The sequence below is a fragment of the Moorena sp. SIO1G6 genome (genome assembly GCF_010672795.1).
Lineage (GTDB): Bacteria > Cyanobacteriota > Cyanobacteriia > Cyanobacteriales > Coleofasciculaceae > Moorena > Moorena producens.
On record NZ_JAAHFZ010000013.1, the window covers coordinates 141679 to 163278 of the forward strand.

22 protein-coding genes and 1 tRNA gene are annotated in these 21600 nt (G+C 44.3%); 14 read left to right on the forward strand and 9 right to left on the reverse strand.

The features are described from left to right. Positions 1-387: 387 nt before the first annotated feature. On the forward strand, positions 388-711 hold the full coding sequence (locus F6K63_RS14980) for an antibiotic biosynthesis monooxygenase (RefSeq protein ID WP_008190297.1): 324 nt from the start codon (positions 388-390) through the stop codon (positions 709-711). Positions 712-937: 226 nt separating this feature from the next. On the opposite strand, the gene F6K63_RS14985 is transcribed toward F6K63_RS14980, so the two are convergent. Then, positions 938-1008: transfer RNA gene (locus F6K63_RS14985), tRNA-Gly, on the reverse strand. Between the two features lie 169 nt (positions 1009-1177). Continuing rightward, the gene (locus F6K63_RS14990; RefSeq protein ID WP_131826881.1) at positions 1178-2035 is read right to left on the reverse strand and encodes a hypothetical protein; all 858 of its coding nucleotides are present in this window, start codon (positions 2033-2035) and stop codon (positions 1178-1180) included. A 137-nt stretch (positions 2036-2172) separates the two neighbouring features. Here F6K63_RS14990 and F6K63_RS14995 point away from each other — a divergent pair, with 137 nt between their 5' ends. Then, a complete protein-coding gene (locus tag F6K63_RS14995; RefSeq protein WP_287312557.1) occupies positions 2173-2349 on the forward strand; it encodes a hypothetical protein in 177 nt (58 codons plus the stop codon). 391 nt (positions 2350-2740) lie between these two features. Here the strand turns inward: F6K63_RS14995 and F6K63_RS15000 are convergent, their stop codons facing one another. From F6K63_RS15000 to F6K63_RS15015, 4 genes are all read right to left on the reverse strand, one after another. Continuing rightward, a complete protein-coding gene (locus F6K63_RS15000; protein WP_287312558.1) occupies positions 2741-3529 on the reverse strand; it encodes an ABC transporter permease in 789 nt (262 codons plus the stop codon). Between the two features lie 253 nt (positions 3530-3782). Continuing rightward, positions 3783-4784, reverse strand: a complete 1002-nt coding sequence (locus F6K63_RS15005; protein WP_008190292.1) for an ABC transporter ATP-binding protein — start codon at positions 4782-4784, stop codon at positions 3783-3785. Between the two features lie 217 nt (positions 4785-5001). Beyond that, complete coding sequence (locus tag F6K63_RS15010) at positions 5002-5241, reverse strand: hypothetical protein (protein ID WP_165691821.1); 240 nt, start codon at positions 5239-5241, stop codon at positions 5002-5004. 489 nt (positions 5242-5730) lie between these two features. Continuing rightward, positions 5731-5985, reverse strand: coding sequence for a hypothetical protein (locus F6K63_RS15015; protein WP_008190286.1), 255 nt, complete (start codon positions 5983-5985; stop codon positions 5731-5733). A 1040-nt stretch (positions 5986-7025) separates the two neighbouring features. Between F6K63_RS15015 and F6K63_RS15020 the strand changes: the two genes are divergently transcribed. The 5 genes from F6K63_RS15020 to F6K63_RS15040 all read left to right on the forward strand — a co-directional run bounded on the left by F6K63_RS15020 (position 7026) and on the right by F6K63_RS15040 (position 12110). Then, positions 7026-7196, forward strand: a complete 171-nt coding sequence (locus F6K63_RS15020; protein ID WP_008190285.1) for a hypothetical protein — start codon at positions 7026-7028, stop codon at positions 7194-7196. A 409-nt stretch (positions 7197-7605) separates the two neighbouring features. Further along, positions 7606-9369, forward strand: a complete 1764-nt coding sequence (locus tag F6K63_RS15025; protein WP_287312559.1) for a carotenoid oxygenase family protein — start codon at positions 7606-7608, stop codon at positions 9367-9369. Between the two features lie 391 nt (positions 9370-9760). Next, on the forward strand, positions 9761-10246 hold the full coding sequence (locus tag F6K63_RS15030; RefSeq protein WP_287312560.1) for a hypothetical protein: 486 nt from the start codon (positions 9761-9763) through the stop codon (positions 10244-10246). A gap of 268 nt (positions 10247-10514) precedes the next feature. Continuing rightward, positions 10515-11861, forward strand: a complete 1347-nt coding sequence (locus tag F6K63_RS15035; protein ID WP_287312561.1) for an IS200/IS605 family accessory protein TnpB-related protein — start codon at positions 10515-10517, stop codon at positions 11859-11861. Positions 11862-11957: 96 nt separating this feature from the next. Then, complete coding sequence (locus F6K63_RS15040) at positions 11958-12110, forward strand: hypothetical protein (protein WP_287312563.1); 153 nt, start codon at positions 11958-11960, stop codon at positions 12108-12110. A gap of 148 nt (positions 12111-12258) precedes the next feature. Here the strand turns inward: F6K63_RS15040 and F6K63_RS15045 are convergent, their stop codons facing one another. Together F6K63_RS15045 and F6K63_RS15050 are read right to left on the reverse strand one after the other, a co-directional pair. Next, positions 12259-12519 carry a hypothetical protein gene (locus tag F6K63_RS15045; protein ID WP_287312564.1) on the reverse strand — a complete coding sequence of 87 codons (261 nt, stop codon included), beginning with the start codon at positions 12517-12519 and terminating at the stop codon, positions 12259-12261. 286 nt (positions 12520-12805) lie between these two features. After that, complete coding sequence (locus tag F6K63_RS15050; protein WP_287312565.1) at positions 12806-13813, reverse strand: IS701 family transposase; 1008 nt, start codon at positions 13811-13813, stop codon at positions 12806-12808. A gap of 177 nt (positions 13814-13990) precedes the next feature. On the opposite strand from F6K63_RS15050, the gene F6K63_RS15055 reads away from it, so the two are divergent. The 7 genes from F6K63_RS15055 to F6K63_RS15085 all read left to right on the forward strand — a co-directional run bounded on the left by F6K63_RS15055 (position 13991) and on the right by F6K63_RS15085 (position 19543). Continuing rightward, a complete protein-coding gene (locus F6K63_RS15055) occupies positions 13991-16117 on the forward strand; it encodes an alkyl/aryl-sulfatase (protein WP_287312566.1) in 2127 nt (708 codons plus the stop codon). Between the two features lie 299 nt (positions 16118-16416). Further along, on the forward strand, positions 16417-16548 hold the full coding sequence (locus F6K63_RS15060; protein ID WP_287312568.1) for a hypothetical protein: 132 nt from the start codon (positions 16417-16419) through the stop codon (positions 16546-16548). 378 nt (positions 16549-16926) lie between these two features. After that, the gene (locus tag F6K63_RS15065) at positions 16927-17292 is read left to right on the forward strand and encodes a hypothetical protein (RefSeq protein ID WP_287312569.1); all 366 of its coding nucleotides are present in this window, start codon (positions 16927-16929) and stop codon (positions 17290-17292) included. A 758-nt stretch (positions 17293-18050) separates the two neighbouring features. Continuing rightward, positions 18051-18845, forward strand: a complete 795-nt coding sequence (locus F6K63_RS15070; protein WP_287312571.1) for a phage baseplate assembly protein V — start codon at positions 18051-18053, stop codon at positions 18843-18845. Further along, on the forward strand, positions 18845-19168 hold the full coding sequence (locus F6K63_RS15075) for a hypothetical protein (RefSeq protein ID WP_287312572.1): 324 nt from the start codon (positions 18845-18847) through the stop codon (positions 19166-19168). Before F6K63_RS15070 ends, F6K63_RS15075 begins: the two co-directional genes overlap by 1 nt. A 51-nt stretch (positions 19169-19219) precedes the next feature. After that, entirely contained in the window at positions 19220-19414 is a 195-nt protein-coding gene (locus F6K63_RS15080) for a hypothetical protein (protein WP_287312573.1), read from the forward strand. Further along, complete coding sequence (locus F6K63_RS15085) at positions 19415-19543, forward strand: hypothetical protein (protein ID WP_287312574.1); 129 nt, start codon at positions 19415-19417, stop codon at positions 19541-19543. It abuts the gene before it with no gap. Between the two features lie 509 nt (positions 19544-20052). Here F6K63_RS15085 and F6K63_RS37840 read toward each other — a convergent pair. After that, positions 20053-21576, reverse strand: a complete 1524-nt coding sequence (locus F6K63_RS37840) for a GMC family oxidoreductase (RefSeq protein WP_287312575.1) — start codon at positions 21574-21576, stop codon at positions 20053-20055. Positions 21577-21600: the final 24 nt, after the last annotated feature.

Consider the following 21600-nt stretch of genomic DNA (forward strand, 5'->3'; position numbering starts at 1 on the left):
GGTAGGGTGGGCAAAAACATTTTGGTTCAAATCAGTATTAATGATTAGACAACTTTGGCCACCCTACTGTCAAGGTGGTAGGTGGTAGGGTGGGCAAAAGCATTTTGGTTCAAATCAGTATTAATGATTAGACAACTTTGGCCACCCTACTGTCAAGGTAGGGTGGGCAAAAACATTTTGGTTCAAATCAGTATTAATGATTAGACAACTTTGGCCACCCTACTGTCAAGGTGGTAGGTGGTAGGGTGGGCAAAAGCATTTTGGTTCAAATCAGTATTAATGATTAGACAACTTTGCCCACCCTACTAACTCTATTGGTATCTGTGCAGCTCAACCATTAGTTGTTATGATTGGGAACTAACCCAAAAAATCCCAAGGGAGGGAAAGTTGACCGAATTTCTAGATTTTCTTAAGCACAAATATGCTTATGTTGCCATTGGTGAATTCAAGCCAGGCAAATTTCAAGAAGCTCAGGATCTTTACGAGAAAGCTGTATCTACCTATATCCAAGGGTTCAAAGGCGCTTACCTACTGCAAGAACCGGGAACCGATAGAGGCATTGCTGTGATCTTTTGGGAAAGCATAGCAGACATGGAAGATCATCAAAGTGAAGCCTATGAGGCAATCTTAAACCAAATGTCTCACTTGTTTACCAAAGCTCCCACCACATCGTTCTACGAAGTTTGCAGTGAAATCCAGCCTCCCAATTAGCTGGAGAATTGAGAATTGAGAATGAAGAATTTAGAATGAAGAATTTAGAATGAAGAATTTAGAATGAAGAATTTAGAATTTAGATCGCATTAGCCGTAGGGTGCGTTAGGGGCGGAAAGCCTCTGATTTTTTGCCTCGTTGCCAGGGTTGACATAGCCAGCCCCGTAACGCACCACCTGTCCAGTGCGATCGCATTCAACAAAATATATACAAATAATATCTCAAGAGCGGATGGGGGGAATCGAACCCCCATCATCAGCTTGGAAGGCTGAGGTTTTACCACTAAACTACATCCGCACTGTTTCCAGCACTTCTAGCATCATAACATAAGAAAATCAAAGTGCCACATTTTTTAGATCAAAAATCTGAACTCTTGCCTCTTGCCTTCCCCTCCTGGGAGGGGTTAGGGGTGGGTTCCTCTTGCCTCTTGTCTGTTGCCTGTTCCCGACAACTGCCACGAAGTCTACTAATGACTAATGGTCAGTTGGAAGCGATAAGCTTGCACAACTGCCTGACCTGCCATGTAAGTGGGGGCAAACAGCCAATCGCGAATCACTTGCTGTGCCAGTTGCTGAGCCTGCTCAATACTAATATTGCCTTGCCGCACTTGAATATAGTCCGGTAGCAGTTCCGGTTTACCATTTGCATAAATTAACACCACCACCTTCAACACTAACTCTTCCGATAAATCAATACCTGTCAAATTCAGCTCCTGAGCGGAAAATTCCGTTTGGTTAGCTGGTAGCGGTAGAGCCAATTGGTCTGGAATATCGTGATTCGGATTAGTCAGACCAAAGTTACTCATCTTAGCCAGAAAGCTATCTTTTGATGCCGACTCTTCCGGGATGCTGGAAGCCGGTGGCTGAATCGGTGGTGGCAGAGGTAAGGGTGAAGGTAGGGGGGTTTGGATTACTGGAATAGGCTTAACAGGAGTGATCGGAGTTGTTGGTTCAGGTGCGGGTACAGGTATAGTTAATTGATAATCTGTTGGCAGTGTTAGGTCTTTAACTGGTAAGCTTTCCTCTGTTGGTGTTGGATCTAAGTCAGGCTCAGTGCTATCAATGGTAGAGTTAGAGAGAGTTTGGTGATTAAGATTCCCCTCTGACCTAGGACTGGTGAGAGCTAAATCAGTGCTTTGATGGATTAGAGCTGTTGATCGGTCTTCTGGTGATGTCTCTTGCTCAGCTATGTCTTCCGGAATGATATCAATCAGATCTATGGCAATCAAATCCTGACTGGGTTGCGAACTCTCGAAGCGCCCCATCAAGAGCATATACAGTATCCACAAGAAGCATAGATGAATGACAATAGATGCCAAAACCATTGCCAACCATAGCATTGGCCGGTGGCAGTGAGGTGGTTCAGGTAAATTAGGGGGATTATTTGGGGGCAAATGTTTTGGCGTTGCTGATTATGCGTATGGTTTTGCCCCCCTAGCCCCCCAATTCTGCGGTGCGACCCGTGGCGAATTTAATTCGCCGACGGAAAGCGCACCGGTGGGGGAACAAAACTATGAAGCGATGCAGCGCGGTCTTGGGGAGGCAGCGCGGTCTTGGGGGTTCCCCCCACTCGCTATTGCCGTGGTTTCCCCCACTCGCTATTGCATCAAGACAAGTCCCCCAGAATTGGGGGATTTAGGGGGCTTTAAGACAACCAAATTATCGCACATTCATTCCTTAATTCAGCAACGCCAATGTTTTAGGGTCATTCCTAGCTAGAGCGTTGATTGAGAAATGCAATATAAGCATCAGCTATCAGCTATCAGCTATAGCAGTCGCCAGGGCAGTTAGGACATGACAAAAGTCTCAAAGCTAAGTATAGCAATAGTTTTACTTCTGACTTCTGACTTCTGACTTCTGACTTCTGCTATATCAGCTTTGGGCCTGTGGCCACGCTACACCGAACAGTTTATGCCCATAGCGCACGCTACTGTTCGCGCAGCGTGCGCGTAGCGCAATCGGTGCTTTTAGCTGAGGGCTGAGGGCTGAGGGCTGACGGCTGAGGGCTGACGGCTGAATGCAAGATAAGATCAAGCTCCCATCCCAGAATAATGCTTTAACCCCTTACGCCATAACCAGCGGTTGACTAGGAAAAATACCAAACTCCAACCTAGAATTATCAAGATTCCCCCCACCACATTCACTGGTAAACCAATAAATAGTGCTGCTGGGAAGTGCATCAAATAAGGGAAGGGTGTCCACTGGGCAATTTGCCGTACCAAAGGAGGAAAGACTTCCAACGGAGCAATTAACCCAGAAAGAAATAAGTAGAGCAAAAATGATAATTCTTCAATAGCACTAGCTCGTTCTGTCCAAAAGGCGAACATGGCAAAGGTATACTGCATCAAAAAGCGTAGGGCAAAGCTCATTGCTACCACCAGGCAACCGAGTAACAAATTGCCAAGATTCGGTAGCCAAGCTGCTTCGGGATACAGCAGAAAAAACAAACCGATTAGCCCTAGGTTAAACGGCATACGGATAAATCGTTCTGCTAAGTGAGCGGCTACGTGATGCCACACTGGATCAATTGGCTGTAGTAATCGTGGGGAAAGTTTCCCTTGCAACACTTGTTCTTGAAATTCAAAAATAACCCATACCAAGTTGAACTGGCGGATAAAAAACACTGAGATAAAGTAACGGGCAAATTCTGTAGAATTCAGACCAAATTCTGCTTCTTGGGATGCCTTGATCCAAATCCCCATTAGAATCAGAGGTAACAGATTCGACAGTACCCAAAAAAATATTTCTGCCCGATATTCCATCATATGGGCGTAATAAACACTCAGGAAGGTTTTAACGATTCTTAGGACGCGCTTCATTTATTTTAGATAGTAGGGAGTAGGGAGTAGGGAATCGGGAATCGGGAATCGGGAATCGGGAACTTCCAATCAAAAAAATCTAAATTTTACAGTCTAAATTATTAATTATTAAGGCTGCATTATTAAGGCTACATTATTAATTTTTAATTCTTAATTCTGCCTTCTAAATTCTTAATTTTTAATTCTTAATTTTTAATTCTTAATTCTGCATTATGACCGACAACCTTTAACCAGCTAACCTTTGCAGCAAAGTTCACTCTACTACTCCTGCCTGGAAAACACGACCAATAACTTCTTCAATGGGAGGGTCAGTTACGCTTAAATCTATCACCTCCAGCTCAGCGAGAATCCGAGCCACAGTCTCGGTAAGCACTTCCCGACGCACTAGGAAACGCACGTGGTGACCATCTATTTCTTTGAGTTCACCATAGCGCTGTAAAGACATTTCCTGGCCATTCTTTACCTCAGGTAAGGGCTGGGCAAGTTCTACCGTGATCTCACGATAGGGAGCAAAGCGGTCAAGTAATCCGTCTAGAGAGCCATCATAAATCAGCCGACCTTCATGGATTAATAGCACCCGTTGGCAAAGAGCAGTGATATCGGCCATGTAGTGACTGGTTAAGAGTATTGTTGCTCCTGTGCGTTGGTTGTACTCCCGCAAGAAATCCCGCACCGCCAGTTGAGCATTGACATCTAATCCTAAGGTAGGTTCATCTAAAAATAGAACTTGGGGTTGGTGTAGCAGTGCTGCTAGTAGTTCCGCTTTCATGCGCTCTCCTAGGGAGAGTTTTCTTACTGGCTGAGTGAGTTTCCCTTCTAGGGAGAGCATCTCAGTAAGTTCCCCAACTCGATACTTATAGTCAGTATCAGAAATACCATAGACAGCGGCATTGATTCTCAAGGAATCTAGGGCTGGTAAGTCCCAAAGCAACTGTTGCTTCTGCCCCATAACTAGGGTAATTTTTTTCAAAAAGCCTGGTTGACGTCGTTTGGGAATGTAATCCACAACTCTGACTCGACCCTTAGACGGATGAATCAGTCCAGTGAGCATCTTGAGAGTAGTGGTTTTGCCAGCACCATTAGGCCCTAAGAATCCGACCACTTCTCCAAAGCCAATTTCAAAGGAAACGTCTTGGACAGCTTTGACTGAACGGTAGGTACGGCGGAAGAAATGGTTTAAGGTACCTTTTAGTCCTGGTTGTTTGATTGCTACTGGGTAGATTTTGCTGAGGTTTTCGACAATAACAATAGACATGAAGGACACAGGGAGTAGGGAGTAGGGAGTAGGGAGTAGGGAGTAGGGAGTAGGGAGTAGGGTTAAGGTTGTCGAATTTTCCTTGTTACATCATCTGCTAAGCAGATGATGTAAACCTGCATGGTCTTTTTTGATTGGAGAATAAAACTGAGGCTCTCTTGCCTCTTGCCTCTTGCCTGTTGCCTTTGAGAGTATCTTCACAACCCAGACACAAAAGCTATATCTTATCAAAGATACCCAGCTTGAGATGATGTCGGGGATGATTGGCTTCAGCTTCTGCCATGGCAGCTTCCCCTTGGCTAATCGCTTCTGGGCCTACCGACTCATCTCCAGCTAATTCTTGAGCTAATTCTTGCAAACGCGATCGCAAGCAGAACATTGCCGCACTCAGATGCCGTGAATTATTTTCCTGCCATTCACCCATGCTTGACCTATGCTCACCTTCACCAGAATACATTCCACACTATCCACACCAGCTTCCACAGTCAAGACCAGTAAGCTATCAGCGGTCAGCGGTCAGCGGTCAGCGGTCAGCCTAATGCAGACGTAACTCATATTAAAAAAATGGTTACCTGTTTGATTCAAAAGCACCTCAAGTAGCACCATCTGTAGCGCATTAGCTGAATCCTGATAACTGATAACTGAAAGCTGAAAGCTGAAAGCTGAAAGCTGAAAGCTGAAAGCTGAAAGCTTACCAGTCAAGACCAAAAAAAATAGCCGTGGAAAATACTTCCACGACTACAAACGTAAACCAATTCAAGGCAATGACTACAAACGTAAAGCAATTTAAGGCGATGTAGCATCTACTGATTAATTCTAGTTTACGAGGAATTTAGGCTAAACCCCTCTGTGGCTCTGACCCCTCATAACAAGGCATAGTACAAAACCAATAAACTAGTCTTAACTGTCGCACCTGGGGGGAAGACCCCCCAGCTACGTTATAAGTTTAATCTAGAATCAGATTGCGCTGCAAAATACAAATGTATTCCCCAGGATTGTAGGTCCGTTGGAGTGGACTCCACTCGCTGACTGTGGCATAGCCCAGAGTCTGCAAATTCCTGATTGTGATATAAATCGCCCGCTTAGAACCAGTCAAGGTATGTTTAATTGGTTCTTGGTAGGGATAAAACCCATGAGAAGCTGGGAGAATTATTTCACTAGATTGATTCGGAAAAGGTGAAACAATGAAATTGGTGTACATCGCCTTAAAATTAGGACGTTAGTGTTCATTAATTATTTAAACATAAAAATAAACTTTGTGCAAATTCTTACATATATTTTAATATAATTGTAAGCATTCAGCCTTCAGCATTTAGCATTTAGCATTCAGCATTCAGCATTCAGCATTCAGCATTCAGCATTCAGCATTCAGCATTCAGCATTCAGCATTCAGCATTCAATAGGCCAACGGCTGACGGCTGACGGCACCTCAAGTAGCGTGGCCAAAGGCCAACGGCTGACGGCTGAATGCTTACATATAATTTAATCATTAATTTTGTTAAATGCTAATTTGAGGTAACATAGAATCGGGAATCGGGAATCGGGAATCGGGAATCGGGAATCGGGAATCGGGATTTTCGGTAAGGGAAAAAACGGTAATTATTTTTGATAAATAAGTCTACAGTTATAGCTCCGCTTGACAGAGTTATTTGACAGAGTTAGGATAAGTAAGGATAGCAAAAGTGCTGAGATTAGGGTCAGCAAATAATTAAAATTAGATAATTTGGGATAGTTATATCTAGTATTTATTGATTACCGTTTTTTTTACATAACCCAAAATCCCTCTATAGTTGATTAACTCTTGCCTCTTGCCTCTTGCCTCTTGCCTTTCCCTACTCCCTACTCCCTACTCCCTTTCCTTAATATGAACATTACCATTAAAATCCCAGAGCTAAGCATAGAAGGAATGTAAGTATTCAGCCGTGAGCTTTTAGCTCACGCTATGCGAACAGCTGTCAGCTGTCAGCCTTCAGCTTAAAATAAACCTCTTTTGTAAACTTCTTTTGGTAGAATTTAAGGTAAGCATATGCGCTACGCGTACGCTACTTGAGGTGCCGTCAGCTGTCAGCCGTCAGCTTAAGATCAACCTCAAACGGGAGAATTTAATAGTTCGAGATTTTGTAAGCATATGCGCGTAGCCGATAAGCTGAAAGCTGACAGCTGAAAGCTGATAGCTGACGGCTGAATGCTTACGAAGGAATTGACCTGAATCGACTAGAACGGGTACGCTTACAAGCAGCGGTGGAAGCAGAATTATCCCGTTTGCTTAAGGTGAAGGGACTACCTCTAAATTGGCAAGATAGTACCAAAATTCCCACTGTACCAGTGAATTTAAACTTAACTAAAACCCACAATCCTACAGATATGGGTAAGGAAATTGCTCAGGCTATTTATAGAGGTATGGCGCAATGACAAATCTAGGAGTAAGTCGGACAAATCAGCTAAAACAGAGGAAGATATTACCTCTTTTCTCGACCACTTTCTGGCAGTTGTCCGACAATACAGTATCATCATTGCCTTGAAAAAAACCTAGTCTAAACCCTGCTATAAACTAGTTTTGGCGGACAGTTACACCGAGACTAGTGTTCAGTGTAAGACCCATTACACCCTTCGCGACTGATGGGTCTTACCCCAATTATTTTTATAAATTTTTATTAAGAAAATTCCGATTATTACACTTAAGAGACTAGTTTACTCTTTAATAAAATAAGATATGAAAATCCTAAGCATCCAGCCGTTAATCCCTCAACCTAAAAAACTGAGTGATAGCTGACTGCTGAAAGCTTACGGCTTACTAAAATTATTGACTAAGTAAAAAAAGATGGTAGCCCAATCAAGTTCTACATCCAAGGTCAATGTCAAAAACTTTAGCCGCTCAACACTGGGAGAGTTTGATGCCCCAGTAATTGAGGGGAGTTGGCCAGAAAATTTATCCGGTTATGTTTTTATTGTTGCTCCTTATCACCGAGAGAAAGAGCGTCATCTATTTGCCGGTGAAGGGGTAATTATTAAATGGGATCTCAAGAGTGATAATGGCAAAATCAAGGTTTACAGTAAAAGACTAAAAACCTGGGATAGTGTTTGGCATAAGATCCTCCCCATATACAATTTATCAAAAGGATTTTTTCCCGCAGTCATCAGTCCGTTAGGGGTGTCAGAAATTGCTAACACAGCCATTGTCAATATGAACGGCAGGCTGATATTGACGGCGGATGCAGGACGTTATTGGGAAGTCGATCCAGTCACCCTTGATACTATAACCCCAATCGGGTATTTTGACGAACATGTGGTTTCTGTTCCCCTATCATTCTTCCCAATGGTAGCCAATACAGCCCACCCATTAGTTGACCCTAAAACCAAACAACTGATTACTTGTGAGTTAAAATCTAAACCCAATCCAGGGGATTTATTCACTGATATGATCAGTGCTGTTTATATTACAACCTGGGATGGGGAAGGAACCTTAAAACACTGGGAATTAGAAGGAACAGTTCTGGAGGGGAGTCCTCATTCAGCGATAGTAACTGAAAAATGTATTATGATTCCAGATATGCCATTCCAAATGGGATTGGCAATGCTATTAGGAGTCAAGATTCCGCCTCTGAAAGCTTATCCAAAAACACAGATTTATATCGTTGATCGTGATGAACTCAAACCAGACCAGGAAACTGTTCCATCCCGTTTAGTCACGTTTGATGGGGATAGCTATCACTTCTTATGTAACTATCATCATATCGATGGCAATATCCATTTAGTTGGGATCCAGCAAGCAACAATTAGCCTCACTGAAGCCTTGCGACCGGATGATGTGAAACACTTTAGTGGTGAGAAGTATGATAAAGACTATTATGGTATCCCTTGGATGTTTGGTTTCGATCCTGGCGTTTTGCGCAAAGTGGTGATCCAAGATACTCAAGTGATTAGTGAAGAAACCTTTGTCCATCCAGGATGGTTTACCACAACCCTCTTCACTGCTGATCCACGAGAATTCTTGGCGGAAAAGGGATACTCTGCTCTCTATCAAGTTTATGCTGGATATTACCAACAGTTTATCTGTCGTCGTCAATATCTTAGTTTTCGGGATAGTAAAAACAGAGTTCTAAGGGATGATCAACTTCCTCAACAGGACTTACCTTCAGTTCTCGCTAAAATTCCTCTAGACACGAATTGGCAAGAACTGACTGAGCAGATCAAACAAGAACAGGAACAAAACCCTGACACCCATGTGTGTGATTTAGGCAAGGGATTGCTTGATTTTTATGTGTATCCTGTAGGAAGTATTTTAAATAGTATTCAATTCATTCCCCAAAACCAAGGGTATCTTTTAACTACTGTGTTGACCCCAGATAGCTTGGAGGCTTGGCTATTTACTGCTGATCATATCAGCAATGGACCAATTGCTAAAATTCGTCTCCCAGACAAGGTAACTTTTGGCTTCAGCTTACATTCAGACTATTTTGAGGAGGTGACTCCTGCTCCACGTACCTACAAAGTGAATAGACTAGAATCCGATTTACGGAGTATAATGGTAGTTCCTTGGGAATTTTTATTCAACCAACGCAAGGATATTTTTAAGAGAAAGTAATATAGTAAAGGGAATAGGGAGTAGGGAGTCGGCAGTCGGGAGGTAAGCTATCAGCGCGTCGCGTATCAGCTATCAGCTTATGGGTTAAGTCCCAGCGTCGAAGCCTGTGCCACGCTACTTTAAATGCTTTTGAATAAAACAGGTAAGCTTTGGCCTATGGCCACGCTACGCGAAACTTTAATCTGAGTTACGGAAGGCTGATGGCTGAATGCTGAATGCTTACATATCCTGCTCCCTATTCCCTACTCCCTACTCCCTACTCCCTGCTCCCTTGCTATATTGACTTTGACCATTGACAATTAACAATTAACAATTAACAATTGATGAGTTAGCTCAATAATAAGTATTCAAACAGACTTGAGAACAGCAGTTTATTAACCACAAGGATTTCATGGCTACATCTCCCCTTTCCCCTCGTTGGTTGAGAGGAGCAATAGTCGCTCTAGACCCTGCTAACCCCCTAGCTAGTGTGATTCTTTTCCAGTACAATCCCGAGACGATGACGCGATCGCTTACGCCCCGGACAGCAGGAGCAGATTTGTCTGCACAGGGTAAATCTGACCTAGACCCGACTGAAGCGAAACGAATTAGTGGTCCTCCAAAAGAGAGCATTATTCTAAAAATGGCCATTGATGCCACTGACCGGTTAGAGCAGGCGGATACCATGGCGGTTACCTTGGGCATTCATCCCCAAATGGCAACTCTGGAAATGCTAATGTATCCCAAAACCTTGTCAGTGCTGACGAATAGCGCTATGTCGAAAGCGGGAACTTTGGAAATTGTGGCGATGGAAGCTCCTCTAACTCTGTTTATCTGGGGGGGTAATCGGATTCTACCGGTTCGGGTAGAGAGTATGAGTATTGAACAAACCGTGTGACGCATTCCCCCACCTCGTTCAGGTGGGGGTTAGTCCACGCCAACAGCAATCGCTAAAAACCTGGAACAAAAGATTAGTATCTTGCTGTTTAATATTTTGTGGGTTAAAATGTTGACTAAGGATATTTTGTTAGACCGGAGACGAAACCTTAGAATAGGGTCGCCTTATTACAAAAGACTTAAACCTTTTATGCAAGACCGTTCGCGGAGCGGCTCGGAAAGAGCATCACCCATAAAGGCGACCCTATTCTTACGGTAACTTCAAACCAGTGAAATCGCCAGCAAAAATCATACGAACTGACAAATGGAAGCTTAATCCGTCTCCCGAACAGAAAGTGTTGTTTGGAGAGACGGTTAGACTTTACCGTCAGGCTTGTAGATACTTGGTTGGCATTATTTACACTCACTGGTCTGAGCTTGGCGAGTTGACAGCAGATCAGTTAACTCCTGCTGTCGAAAAGTTAATGCATAAAACAGCTAAGCGGCCAAAAATCAAATATCCACAGTTCAACAATACTTTTTATAAGTTCCCTAGCTACTACCGTCGAGCTGCAATTGCATTTGCAGCTGGACAAGTTAGTAGCTATGTAACCAGATATCGCGAATGGCAATCTGGTTGTCGAAAAAGAAAAGATAGCAAGCCACCAAGATTAAATGCTGACACTGGCTGTTATCCGGCGCTATACAAAGGTCAGTGTTATAAGCTGTATGGTTTTGACAAGATCGAGATTAAGGTTTTTGACGGCTTTGACTGGATTTGGACTACGGTTAAGATAACTAGTCTCAGAGAGCGTCATGAAATAACTACAAACAAGATGATGTCCCCTTCGTTAATTTTCAACGATAGGTATTGTCATCTGTCTGTTCCGTTTGCGTGTAAACCAGAAAAACGAAAACCAGAGGCTAATGTAACTGCGGTAGATTTAGGGATAAATACTACCGCCACCGTCGCAGTTGTCACCCATGACGGCACTGTAATCCATCGTGATTTTATTCATCTTGGAAGAGACATAGACCGTCGGGACAAACGACTAAAATCTGTATCAACAAGAGCATCTAAAACGATGGGCAAAGGAGGAAGACTACACAAAGGTTTTTGCTCCAAGACCTATCAAAAATGCCAAAGAATTAACACCCAAATTGCCCATGTTGTTTCCCGGCGAATTGTTGAGATTGCTGAGAAATTTAACTCGGAAGCAATTGTATTTGAGAATCTTAAAGGGTGGAAGCCAAAAGGTGGACGAAAGCGGTCTAACCTGAGGCAGAGATTCCACGGATGGCTCAAGGCAAAAATTCGCGATTTAACGGAAATGAAATGGGCTGAGTTGGGTGGAAAAGTGATAGAAGTCGTCGCTGCTTATACTTCAAAATTGGCTTTTGATGGCTCTGGTAAAGTGAAGAGAGATTCTAAAAAATACTCCAAAGCAACCTTCCCTTCAGGTAAGCAGTTTAATGCAGACCTAAACGGCGCTTACAATATCGGTGCTAGAGGTGTGTTTAAACTCACTCGCAGAAATGACAGTGAGGGTCTCTCCAGCAAAAGATCTGGACGACCGCCTAGAAGCTGGGCTTGCCTTTGTGACCTGTGGACGCTTCGTAGTTCCAGGTTAGCATAGGACACCACCACCTCGTTCAGGTGGTGGAAGCTTCATGAACTGGCTTATGATGTTAATCTTAACCCGATTCGGGCTGATGTTAACCTTACTCTAGAAGTGCTCAGCTACAAGGACCTGAAGCTGGCTAGCCTCGGTGGTGCTCTGTTTATGGCTCACCAAGTTAGCAAAGAACTGATGGCAACTATGGAAAGTCTTAAGAATGTCAGCAGCATTGCTAAGGGAGCAGCAGGAAGTATTCCATTGCTTTGACCTAAGCATATGCGCTACGCCCACGCTGCGCGAACAGCCGCGTAGGGTGCGTTAGGGGCGGACTTGCCCTTATTTTTCGCTTCGTAGCCAGCATTGGGATAGTCCGCCCCGTAACGCACCACCCAAGGGCTCGCCCTAATTTTCCACCTCAACGCCCGGGTTGGAACAGTCCGCCTGGGAATTGTAACGGGCAAGATGCCCGTTCCACGCCTGATGCCCGTTCCACGCCTGATGCCCGTTCCACGCCTGATGCCCGTTCCACCCACCGGGTCAAACAGCAAATATTTAGATGCACCCAAATGTAGAATAGAATGGGATTCCGCTTCGCCGACGCTACGCGATGAAGCGTTCGCAAAGCGTGGCCTACGGCCTCAGCTTCCGCTAAAAGCGATCGCATTAATAATCCCATTAATCACAGCAGTCATTTTGATTGGGTCTAGAAGGCATCCCCTGATCCTCATAAGCTGTACTTATAGTGATCAACTGTACTGATTAGATCATTTAAAGTTTCCACAAGTTTAAAAAACTAGGCTTCTGATAAGCTAAGCGGTGGTGTTAAGGATTTAGTGGTGTAGGCGTTGATATGATTACCACTACCGAAAATACTCCGAAAATTAAACTGCGAATACTTTACATGGATAGATGCTAAAAAAACAGGACTTACGCATTGACACCAGATATGGAGTAGATTCTGATCAGACTAAATTCATAACTAAAGAAGGTTTTTTAAGTTCTTTAGTTAAATATGAATATAAACTTTGGTGCTTAATTTTATAAACTGTACATTTAGTCAAGTAAGCTAGTCTTTTCAGAAAATTCCACACCAAAATAGCACAAGCAATATGGTTTCTTTGGATTCGAGATTTACGACACTGACAAGATTGTATGCCAGTCAATTGTTTAAGTTCCCGGTGAAACTCCTCTATTTTCCAACGGTAAGAACAAGTGGATTTTACCTGTTTAATATCTGAGGCAGTTAGTTCATTTGTGGCAATGTATTCCGTTCTATTGGTAGAAATAGTAACCCGAAACAACTTGACCTTTTTCTGGGAAGGAAACTTTTTTATTTTAATCAATTTCCCTTGTTTGACATCTAACTCACTCCACTCCAATGAGTCAATTCTTTGGGATTTTTCCTTACCTCCTGTTTCATCCACCAATCGATTCTTTTTTAAGGGACAGTAGTAGATTTTTTCCCAGTTATCAATTAAGGCCATTAGTCTTTGAGTGGCATACCAACTATCCATTAATACTCTTTTAAAGGGGAGTTTCTTATGAAATACAATATTTCTGAGTATGTCTTCTACATGGTCTAGTTTGGTTTTTCCATCCTGTTCTGGAGCATATATCCGGTAATCTATCACCCAAAACTTACCGGTTTTACTATTAACGTATATACAATTTACTACTCCTATTCCTCGAACTACACTATGAGTATTTCCACTGTATTGTTTTCGCACCAATTCTATTTTCTGGGAATGGTTTTTATCCAAAACTGTATCGTCAAATACTAGATAGCCATTTTCATCTACTTCAATATATTCTTTGACATTTAACCACAACGTCTTAGGAGTAATTTTTTCGTTTTTTAAATATCGGTTAATTTGATCATGACTTATTTTTGGTAGATGCTCTGCCAAATTAGTTATGGTGTAATTGTTTTGGCTACTCAACAAATATTGACAGTAATCTAGCTTGTCCAATCTTTATTCCCATTATTTTTTTAGTTGGTTTCTCCCTTGATCTTATCATTTACTTTATCGGTTTTTACCCTTTAGGGATTAATTTGGTTTTTCCTCGACTTTACACGCTATATATAGCGTAATTGCGTAAGTCCTGAAAAATTCACAACTAAGCCTTGGAAATGGCTGGGAAGTTTGGTGGCGATCGTTGCTACCTTTGTGATCGCTTGGATCCAAATGAGTCCGATTGCTACCGCTGATGCTATCGCTGATTGCCAAGAAGCTATGGGGGTTATGGAATATCCCAAAGAGGTTTTGGATCATTTATGCTCTACATACACCGAAGATTTTGAGCGTGCAACGAGAGGATTTATCGATAAGCTTGATCCGGCTCTGATTCCACCAGAAGGAGAAGACTCAGGTAAGGTTTGGAATTTGGATCAGTATGATAAGTTCCTCCTGGAAGGCGAAAGCGTTCCCTCTTTGCCAGAGAAGTTACCTCCCTCTCCAGAAACCGTAAACCCCAGTCTGTGGCGCATGGCTCAGCTCAATATGCAACACGGGCTGTACGAAGTTGTGCCAGGTATTTATCAACTTCGGGGCTATGACCTAGCGGAAATAACTCTGGTTGAAGGAGACACAGGCTGGATCGTGATCGACCCCTTAACGTCCCAGGAAACAGCGAAAGCCGCTCTGGAGCTGGCAAATAATAACATCAGTAAGATCAATGATACCACCAATGATATCCATGTCTTGCCTAAGCACCCCGAGCTCACAGATCCTTTACCAGTCTCTGCTGTTATTTACACCCACAGTCATGTGGATCATTATGCCGGAATCCAAGGCATTGTAACGCCAGAGGAGATTAAGTCAATAAACAACCCTGAGGGGATTCCCATCTATGCTCCCGAAGGATTTTTGGAAGAAGCTGTCAGTGAAAACGTTTTCGCGGGCAACGTCATGAGCCGTCGCGCCTCCTACATGTATGGCAACCTGCTTCCGAAAGGTGAAACAGGACAGGTGGATGGCGGTTTGGGTAAAACCACATCTGCAGGTACCACGTCTCTAATTGCTCCCACCGATATCATTGATCACACCGGGCAGAAAATTAAGGTTGATGGTATTAATATCATTTTTCAGAACGTGCCCGGTTCTGAAGCCCCTGCCGAAATGATGTTTTATTTCCCGGAGTTTCATGCCCTCTGTGCTGCTGAGGACGCAACCCATACCATGCACAACCTCTATACCTTGCGTGGAGCTAAAGTGCGGGATTCCCTTGCTTGGGCCAACTACCTGAGCGAGACGATCGAACTGTTTGGGGATGAAGTAGAAGTGGTGTTTGCCAGTCACCACTGGCCTACTTGGGATGATGGGACTACCCCTGAGAACGAAGTGGTGGAGTACTTAAAGAAACAACGAGATTTGTATAAGTACATCCACGACCAAACCCTGCATCTGGCTAACCAAGGCTATACCATGCTGGAGATTGCTGAGATGTTGGAACTGCCGGATTCTCTGGCGAACGAATGGTACAACCGGGGCTATTATGGCTCTCTTAACCACAACGTCAAAGCAGTCTATCAGTACTATCTCGGCTGGTTTGATGGCAATCCTGCTCACCTCTATTCCCTCCCTCCGGAACAGACGGGTGCCAAATATATCGAATATATGGGTGGACCGGGGCAAGCCATCAAGCTAGCCAAGGGCGATTTTGACAAGGGTGAATACCGCTGGGTGGCACAGGTCATGAGTGATGTGGTCTTTGGTACCTGCAAGGACAATCTTCCCCCTTATGATTCAACGACTCCCTCAAACCAAGACTGTTTTGATGCAACCCAACTGGAAGCTGATGCCCTGGAGCAACTAGGCTATCAGGCAGAATCAGGCCCCTGGCGCAATTTCTTCCTCACCGGTGCCCAAGAGTTACGAGATGGTGTTAATAAAAATATTCCTACCCCCGCTTCGGGTAGCGGTGATACCATCCGTGCCATGACCACAGACTTGCTCTTTGACTCCCTAGCTATTAGGCTCAAGGGTCTCGAGGCAGCTCAGAACCAATACACCTTCAACATGATCTTCCCTGACATTAATGAAGAGTACTTGCTCTCCGTTGAAAATGGGGTGTTGACTTACACTGCTGACAAAGTGAGTGTCAAGCCCAATACCACCATCATCATTAATCGTAGCGACCTCGATGATGTCATTCTGGGAGAGACAGACATTACAGAGGTGGACTTTAGCTATGGTGGCGAACTCGAAGACTTCAAAAACTTCCTGTCCCTCCTGGACGACTTTGAGTTCTGGTTCAACATTGTCCTTCCCTAGGATTTTGTAGTCCTGACTTCCAGTTCCCCTCGTGGGAGAGGCTAAGGGTGAATTCTCAGCAAGTTATATGGCTGAGAATTCACCCTTCGGCTTCCAAGCCTGAGGGGAATCCGAGCCAAAACTCAGCACTGTTGGTGATCATTTCAACACTTTTTTTTAGCAAGAGGCAAGGGGTAGGGGGTAGGGGGTAGGGGGTAGGGGGTAGGCAAGAGATAATCAAGTATCTAGGAATTTTTGCAGAAGTGTTGAAGGTTTTAAATCTTCAACACTTCTGGTAGATGAGGGGAATGTAGAAAAGAATGCGATTGGGCGTTCGCAAAGCGTGGCCTACGGCCTCAGCTTCCGCGCTTGTGCGATGGCTCGAAGAGCCCGCCAAAGGCGATCGCATTAATAATCCCATTAATCACAGCAGCGATAGTGATTGGGTCTAGAAAGCATTCCCTGATCCTCATCAGCTGTAGTTATCGTGATTAACTGTACTGATTAGATAGTTTAAAGTTACGTTTTTATTTAGTAGTTTAATTGAGTAAACTTTAAAATACTTCATAGTTTCTTGACACTCCGGCAAGTTATGAGTAACCTACTAAAGGGAAAAGCAATTCACCTCTAGTTAACAGTGGCTCCCAGGTCAGCTGAGACTTTTACCGTGTAGAAGGGCAAAGCAACCAGTCAATGGGAGCCAAGTTACTGAATCACTTAGTAGGATTAGTTTTTACAGAATACCAGTTAAATCAGTCTCGATTACTATACTGATAAACAAACCTAAGTACTGTCGAATACAACTGACAATTACGGAAAAGGAAAGACAAATGAAACGTATTATGCAAGCCATGTTGGCAATAGTGTTTGCCCTAGTCGCGGTCTTGAGTTTACAAGTTGGTCATGCTTATGCTCAAGATGCTTCCCCTCAAGAGGTAGAGGTTGTTTATGAATACGATTGGTTTACCGTAAAGGCTGATGAATTCAAGGAAGTAAATGTTACTCAAGATGTCCCATTTGATATCGAACTTGTAGACACAGGTGATGAAGGATCATACGTTTTTGTTTTAGGCTGCAATGTTTATGTATTAGGAGGTCATGATTATATCGGTGAAACCTGTGAGACTTCATCTTCAGATATCGCTATTCTAAACCGTGGCCCTGATGATGTAGACATTCATATTTTGCCACAGTAAGTTGAGTATATAGACTAAACCTTTAGACTTTATACACTGAGTTAGGCAGAGAATGCTTCGGCAATATCTCTGCCTAAGCAAAAGGCAAGAGGCAAGAGGCAAGAGGCAAGAGGCAATAGGCAATAGGCAAGAGGCAAGAGGCAATAGGCAATAGGCAATAGGCAATAGGCAAGAGATAATCAAGTATCGTAAGCTATCAGCTAATGGGCTACGCGCAAGCTACGCGAACAGTTATCAGCTATCAGCTAATGGGCTACAGATGGTGATTTTGAATAAAATAAGCATTCGAATAATGCTGAGTTAGGCCACAGGCCAGAAGCCTGTGCCAAGCTGATAGGCTTTTCCCAAGACTTTCAATTCTGATTAATCTCGAACTATAGCAATCCTATCTGATTCGTGAAATAAATGGGCTGCTTTAAGGCATTTGGCAGAAGGCACCCACCCCTAACCCCTCCCAGGAGGGGAATGGCAGATGATACAGGAGTTGGAGCTAGTTTTTAAAAAGTCCAGTGATTTTACAAATGGTTTAGGATTGCTATATTAGGCGCGACAATCGCGCGAATTTAATTCTTAATGGGTCAAGCGCACCTTTAAATTCTACGGTTCGCGTAGCGTGGTCATAGGCCAAAGAGGTTTATGTTAAGCTGACGGCTGACGGCTGATAGCTGAATGCTTAAATGCTAAGCTATTATGCATTTAAATTGGAAGTTTTGAAGCTATGTTCCAAGCCACTAGCCGTTACTACAATCTAGAAACAGGTGAGTGTACCAGCAGTACTAGGGGACGGTCGCCAAAGCTGGGCAATGCCCTGTGTTCCCTATGCTGGAGCTGATGTGGGCTTTTTTGCGATTCCGCCAGTGGGAGCAAATGTCTGGGTGGAATTTGAGGGAGGCGATCCCGATTACCCGATTTGGACTGGTTGCTTCTGGGGCAAGGGTGAGCTACCGGCAAATGCGAAAGTGCTTGACCCAGAGAAAGTGCAAGTCTTTAAAACTGATGGAATTACCTTCACTCTCAGTAATTTTGCGACTACCAAAGGCTTGACTATTGAAGTGGCTAAACCGGTGGTATCTAACCCCCTGACTTTAGTGTTTGATGATAATGGCATTGAAATCAATAACAATAGCAAAACCATCGCGAAGTTAACAGCAGAAACCATTGAGTTAAGCAATGATGCCTCTACGGTTACTCTAGCTGTTGATAATATTCAAATCAAAGAAGATGCGGTGGAAATTAAGCTAACTAAAGACAGTATTGATTTAAAAAATAGCTCCTCTACCGGTAAGTTAGCCAAAGATAGTATTCAATTAAGTAAAAGTCCAGCAGTGATCAAACTATCCTCATCAGGGGTAGAGATTAATAACTCTCCAGCAGCGGCAAAACTATCCTCATCAGGGATAGAACTTAGTAATTCTCCAGCAACAGTAAAGCTAGCTCCTTGGCCTTTGGGCCACGCTACGCGAACGGGAATTGAACTGAGTAATGGTGCTGCTAATGTTAAACTTTCACCCGCTAGCGTGAATATTAATAATGGTGCGTTGGAGGTGATTTAATGCCCGGTTTTGTGTTATCCCTTGCTAACAAAATCTTGTGTGCTCATGGCGGACAAGTCCAACCGATGGTTCCCAATCCCCGGGTCAAGGTCATGGGTCAACCAGTGCTTACCCAAGCTCCCACCTATGTGGTGGCCGGTTGTGCCAATCCTCCTCCACCAGCCAATGTTGGCCCTTGCTTGATCGCATCCTGGATTACTGGTTCAGTGCGAGTCAAGGTGATGGGAATGCCAGTGCTGTTGCAAGATGCTCAGGCAACTTGTGTACCTACGGGTACTCCAGTTACTGTTATCCCGATGCCAGGTCGGGTTAAGGGAATGTGATATGTCTTGGTTTGGTTGAAAGTTGTTTGGTTGTTCGCGAAGCGTGGCCTTTTGGCCAAGGTTGTTTGGTTGTTCGCGAAGCGTGGCCTTTTGGCCAAGGTTGTTTGGTTGAAAGTTGTTTGGTTGTTCGCGAAGCGTGGCCTTTTGGCCAAGGTTGTTTGGTTGAAAGTTGTTTGGTTGTTCGCGAAGCGTGGCCTTTTGGCCAAGGTTGTTTGGTGGAAAGTTGTTTGGTTGAAAGTTGTTTAGTTGAAAGTTGTTTGGTTGAAAGTTGTTTGGTTGTTTCTTGACGGAATAATCGATTGGCCTTTGGGCCACGCTACGCGAATGGTCACGTTCGCGATGCTCGGACCGAGCCGCTACGCGAACGCATCCTAGTCATCGAAGTCAATAACAACTATACCGATGCCGTCTAGAGAAGTTGACTACTAAGAGCCGAGTGGAATTGGTTACGCATCTAACTTATCGCAGTCATCAACAACTATTCCGATGTTGTCCTACAGCAGTTAACTACTAATAGAATAGTGGAATTAGGTACCCATCGAACTAATCGCAGTCATCAACAACTATTCCGATGTTGTCCTAGAGCAGTTGACTACTAATAGAAGAGTGGAAATGCGATGCTCGGTACGAGCCGCTACGCGAACGCATCCTAGTCATCGAAGTCAATAACAACTATACCGATGCCGTCCTAGAGAAGTTGACTACTAAGAGCCGAGTGGAATTGCGATTGACTTTCAGTCACGCTAAGCGATGCTCGAACCGAGCCGCTACGCGATGCTCGGACCGAGCCGCTACGCGAACGCATCGAACTTAAATTCAGCAACGCCAGCTGTTAAATAAAAATGAAAAGGCTATATTATAGTCAAAACTCCAGGCTACTCCTCCTAATTCTTAAAATTCTTAATCAAATCCGCTGCCTTTTCGGCAATCATAATCGTCGGCGCATTCGTGTTTCCCGTAGTGATGACTGGCATAATCGAGGCATCTACGACTCGCAATCCATCAATTCCATGTACCCTGAGTTGGGAGTCAACAACTGCCATTGGGTCAGTCCCCATTTTGCACGTGCCGACGGGGTGGTATGTCGGAGCGCAGATTTGTCGGATGTAGGCTTGAATTGCTTCGTCGCTAGATACCTCGGCACTTGGGGCGACTTCCTTACCTCGAAACTGATCAAATCCCTCGAAATCGGCGAGCTGACGGGCAATTTTAATGCCTTCAACTAACACTTTGAGATCGGATTCATCCTGGAGGTAGTTCACCCGGATCAGCGGTGCTTCATGGGGGGAGGGCGTACTCAACCTGACACTGCCGCGACTCTGAGGGTGGTTGTTTATGACTTTAATACTAAATCCTGGACCTTTGTAGGCAAAGTCAGGATTTTTAGGTATGAGCAAAGTATAGATAAACTGTAGGTTGGGTGCAACCTCTAAATTGCTCTGAGTATGCAGGAACAATCCAGCTTCCCCAATATTGCTAGTTGGTGAAATGGGCAGTTCCTGAGTGGCTTGGTAGCCTACAAATACAAGGGGGTGATCGTGGAGGTTCTGACCGACACCCGGTAGATCGAGCACCACAGGAATGCCTAACCCCCGCAGGTGTTCTGCTGGACCAATCCCAGAAAGCATCAATAGCTTGGGGGAATCGAACGCTCCAGCACTGAGAATCACTTCTTGGTTGACCTTAACGTGATGCTCTGTCCCATTTTCAACATAGGCGACCCCAACTGCACGCCTTCCCTCAAACAGTATACGAGTAACCAATGCTCCCGTTTGAATGGTTAAATTGGGGCGAGAGATAATCGGATGCAAGAACGCCACTGCCGTACTTTGACGTTTGCCATCTTTCACGGTCAGTTGGTAAAGCCCTGCGCCCTCTTGCTGCTTACCATTGAAATCGGGATTGTGCCCATAGCCCTTGGAGATGGCGGCTTCGACAAAGCATTTCGACACTGTGCTCGGAGCCAGTGGATCGGTGATGTCAAGTGCTCCTGATACTCCGTGAAACTCCGAAGCTCCCCGCTGCTGATTCTCCGATTTCTTGAAGTAGGGTAAAACATCCTGGTAACTCCAACCCTGATTGCCTAACGCCTGCCAGCGATCATAATCCTGGGCATTACCTCGAATGTAAACCATGCCATTGATCGAACTGCTGCCACCCAGGACTTTGCCCCGTGGATGAAAGAGTTTGCGCCTGTTCAAGTAGGGTTCTTCTTCGGTGAAGTATGCCCAGTCCACCTCGGAGCCTAGTAGTTTCAGCCACGCCATGGGAACCTGGATTTCTGGTTTGGTATCGGGACTACCTGCTTCGAGTAGCAATACTGTCGTTTCAGGGTTTTCTGTAAGACGGTTAGCGACGACACTACCCGCTGATCCCGCACCAATCACCACATAATCGTATTGAGTCATGACTGCAACATAGTCTTCAATCAG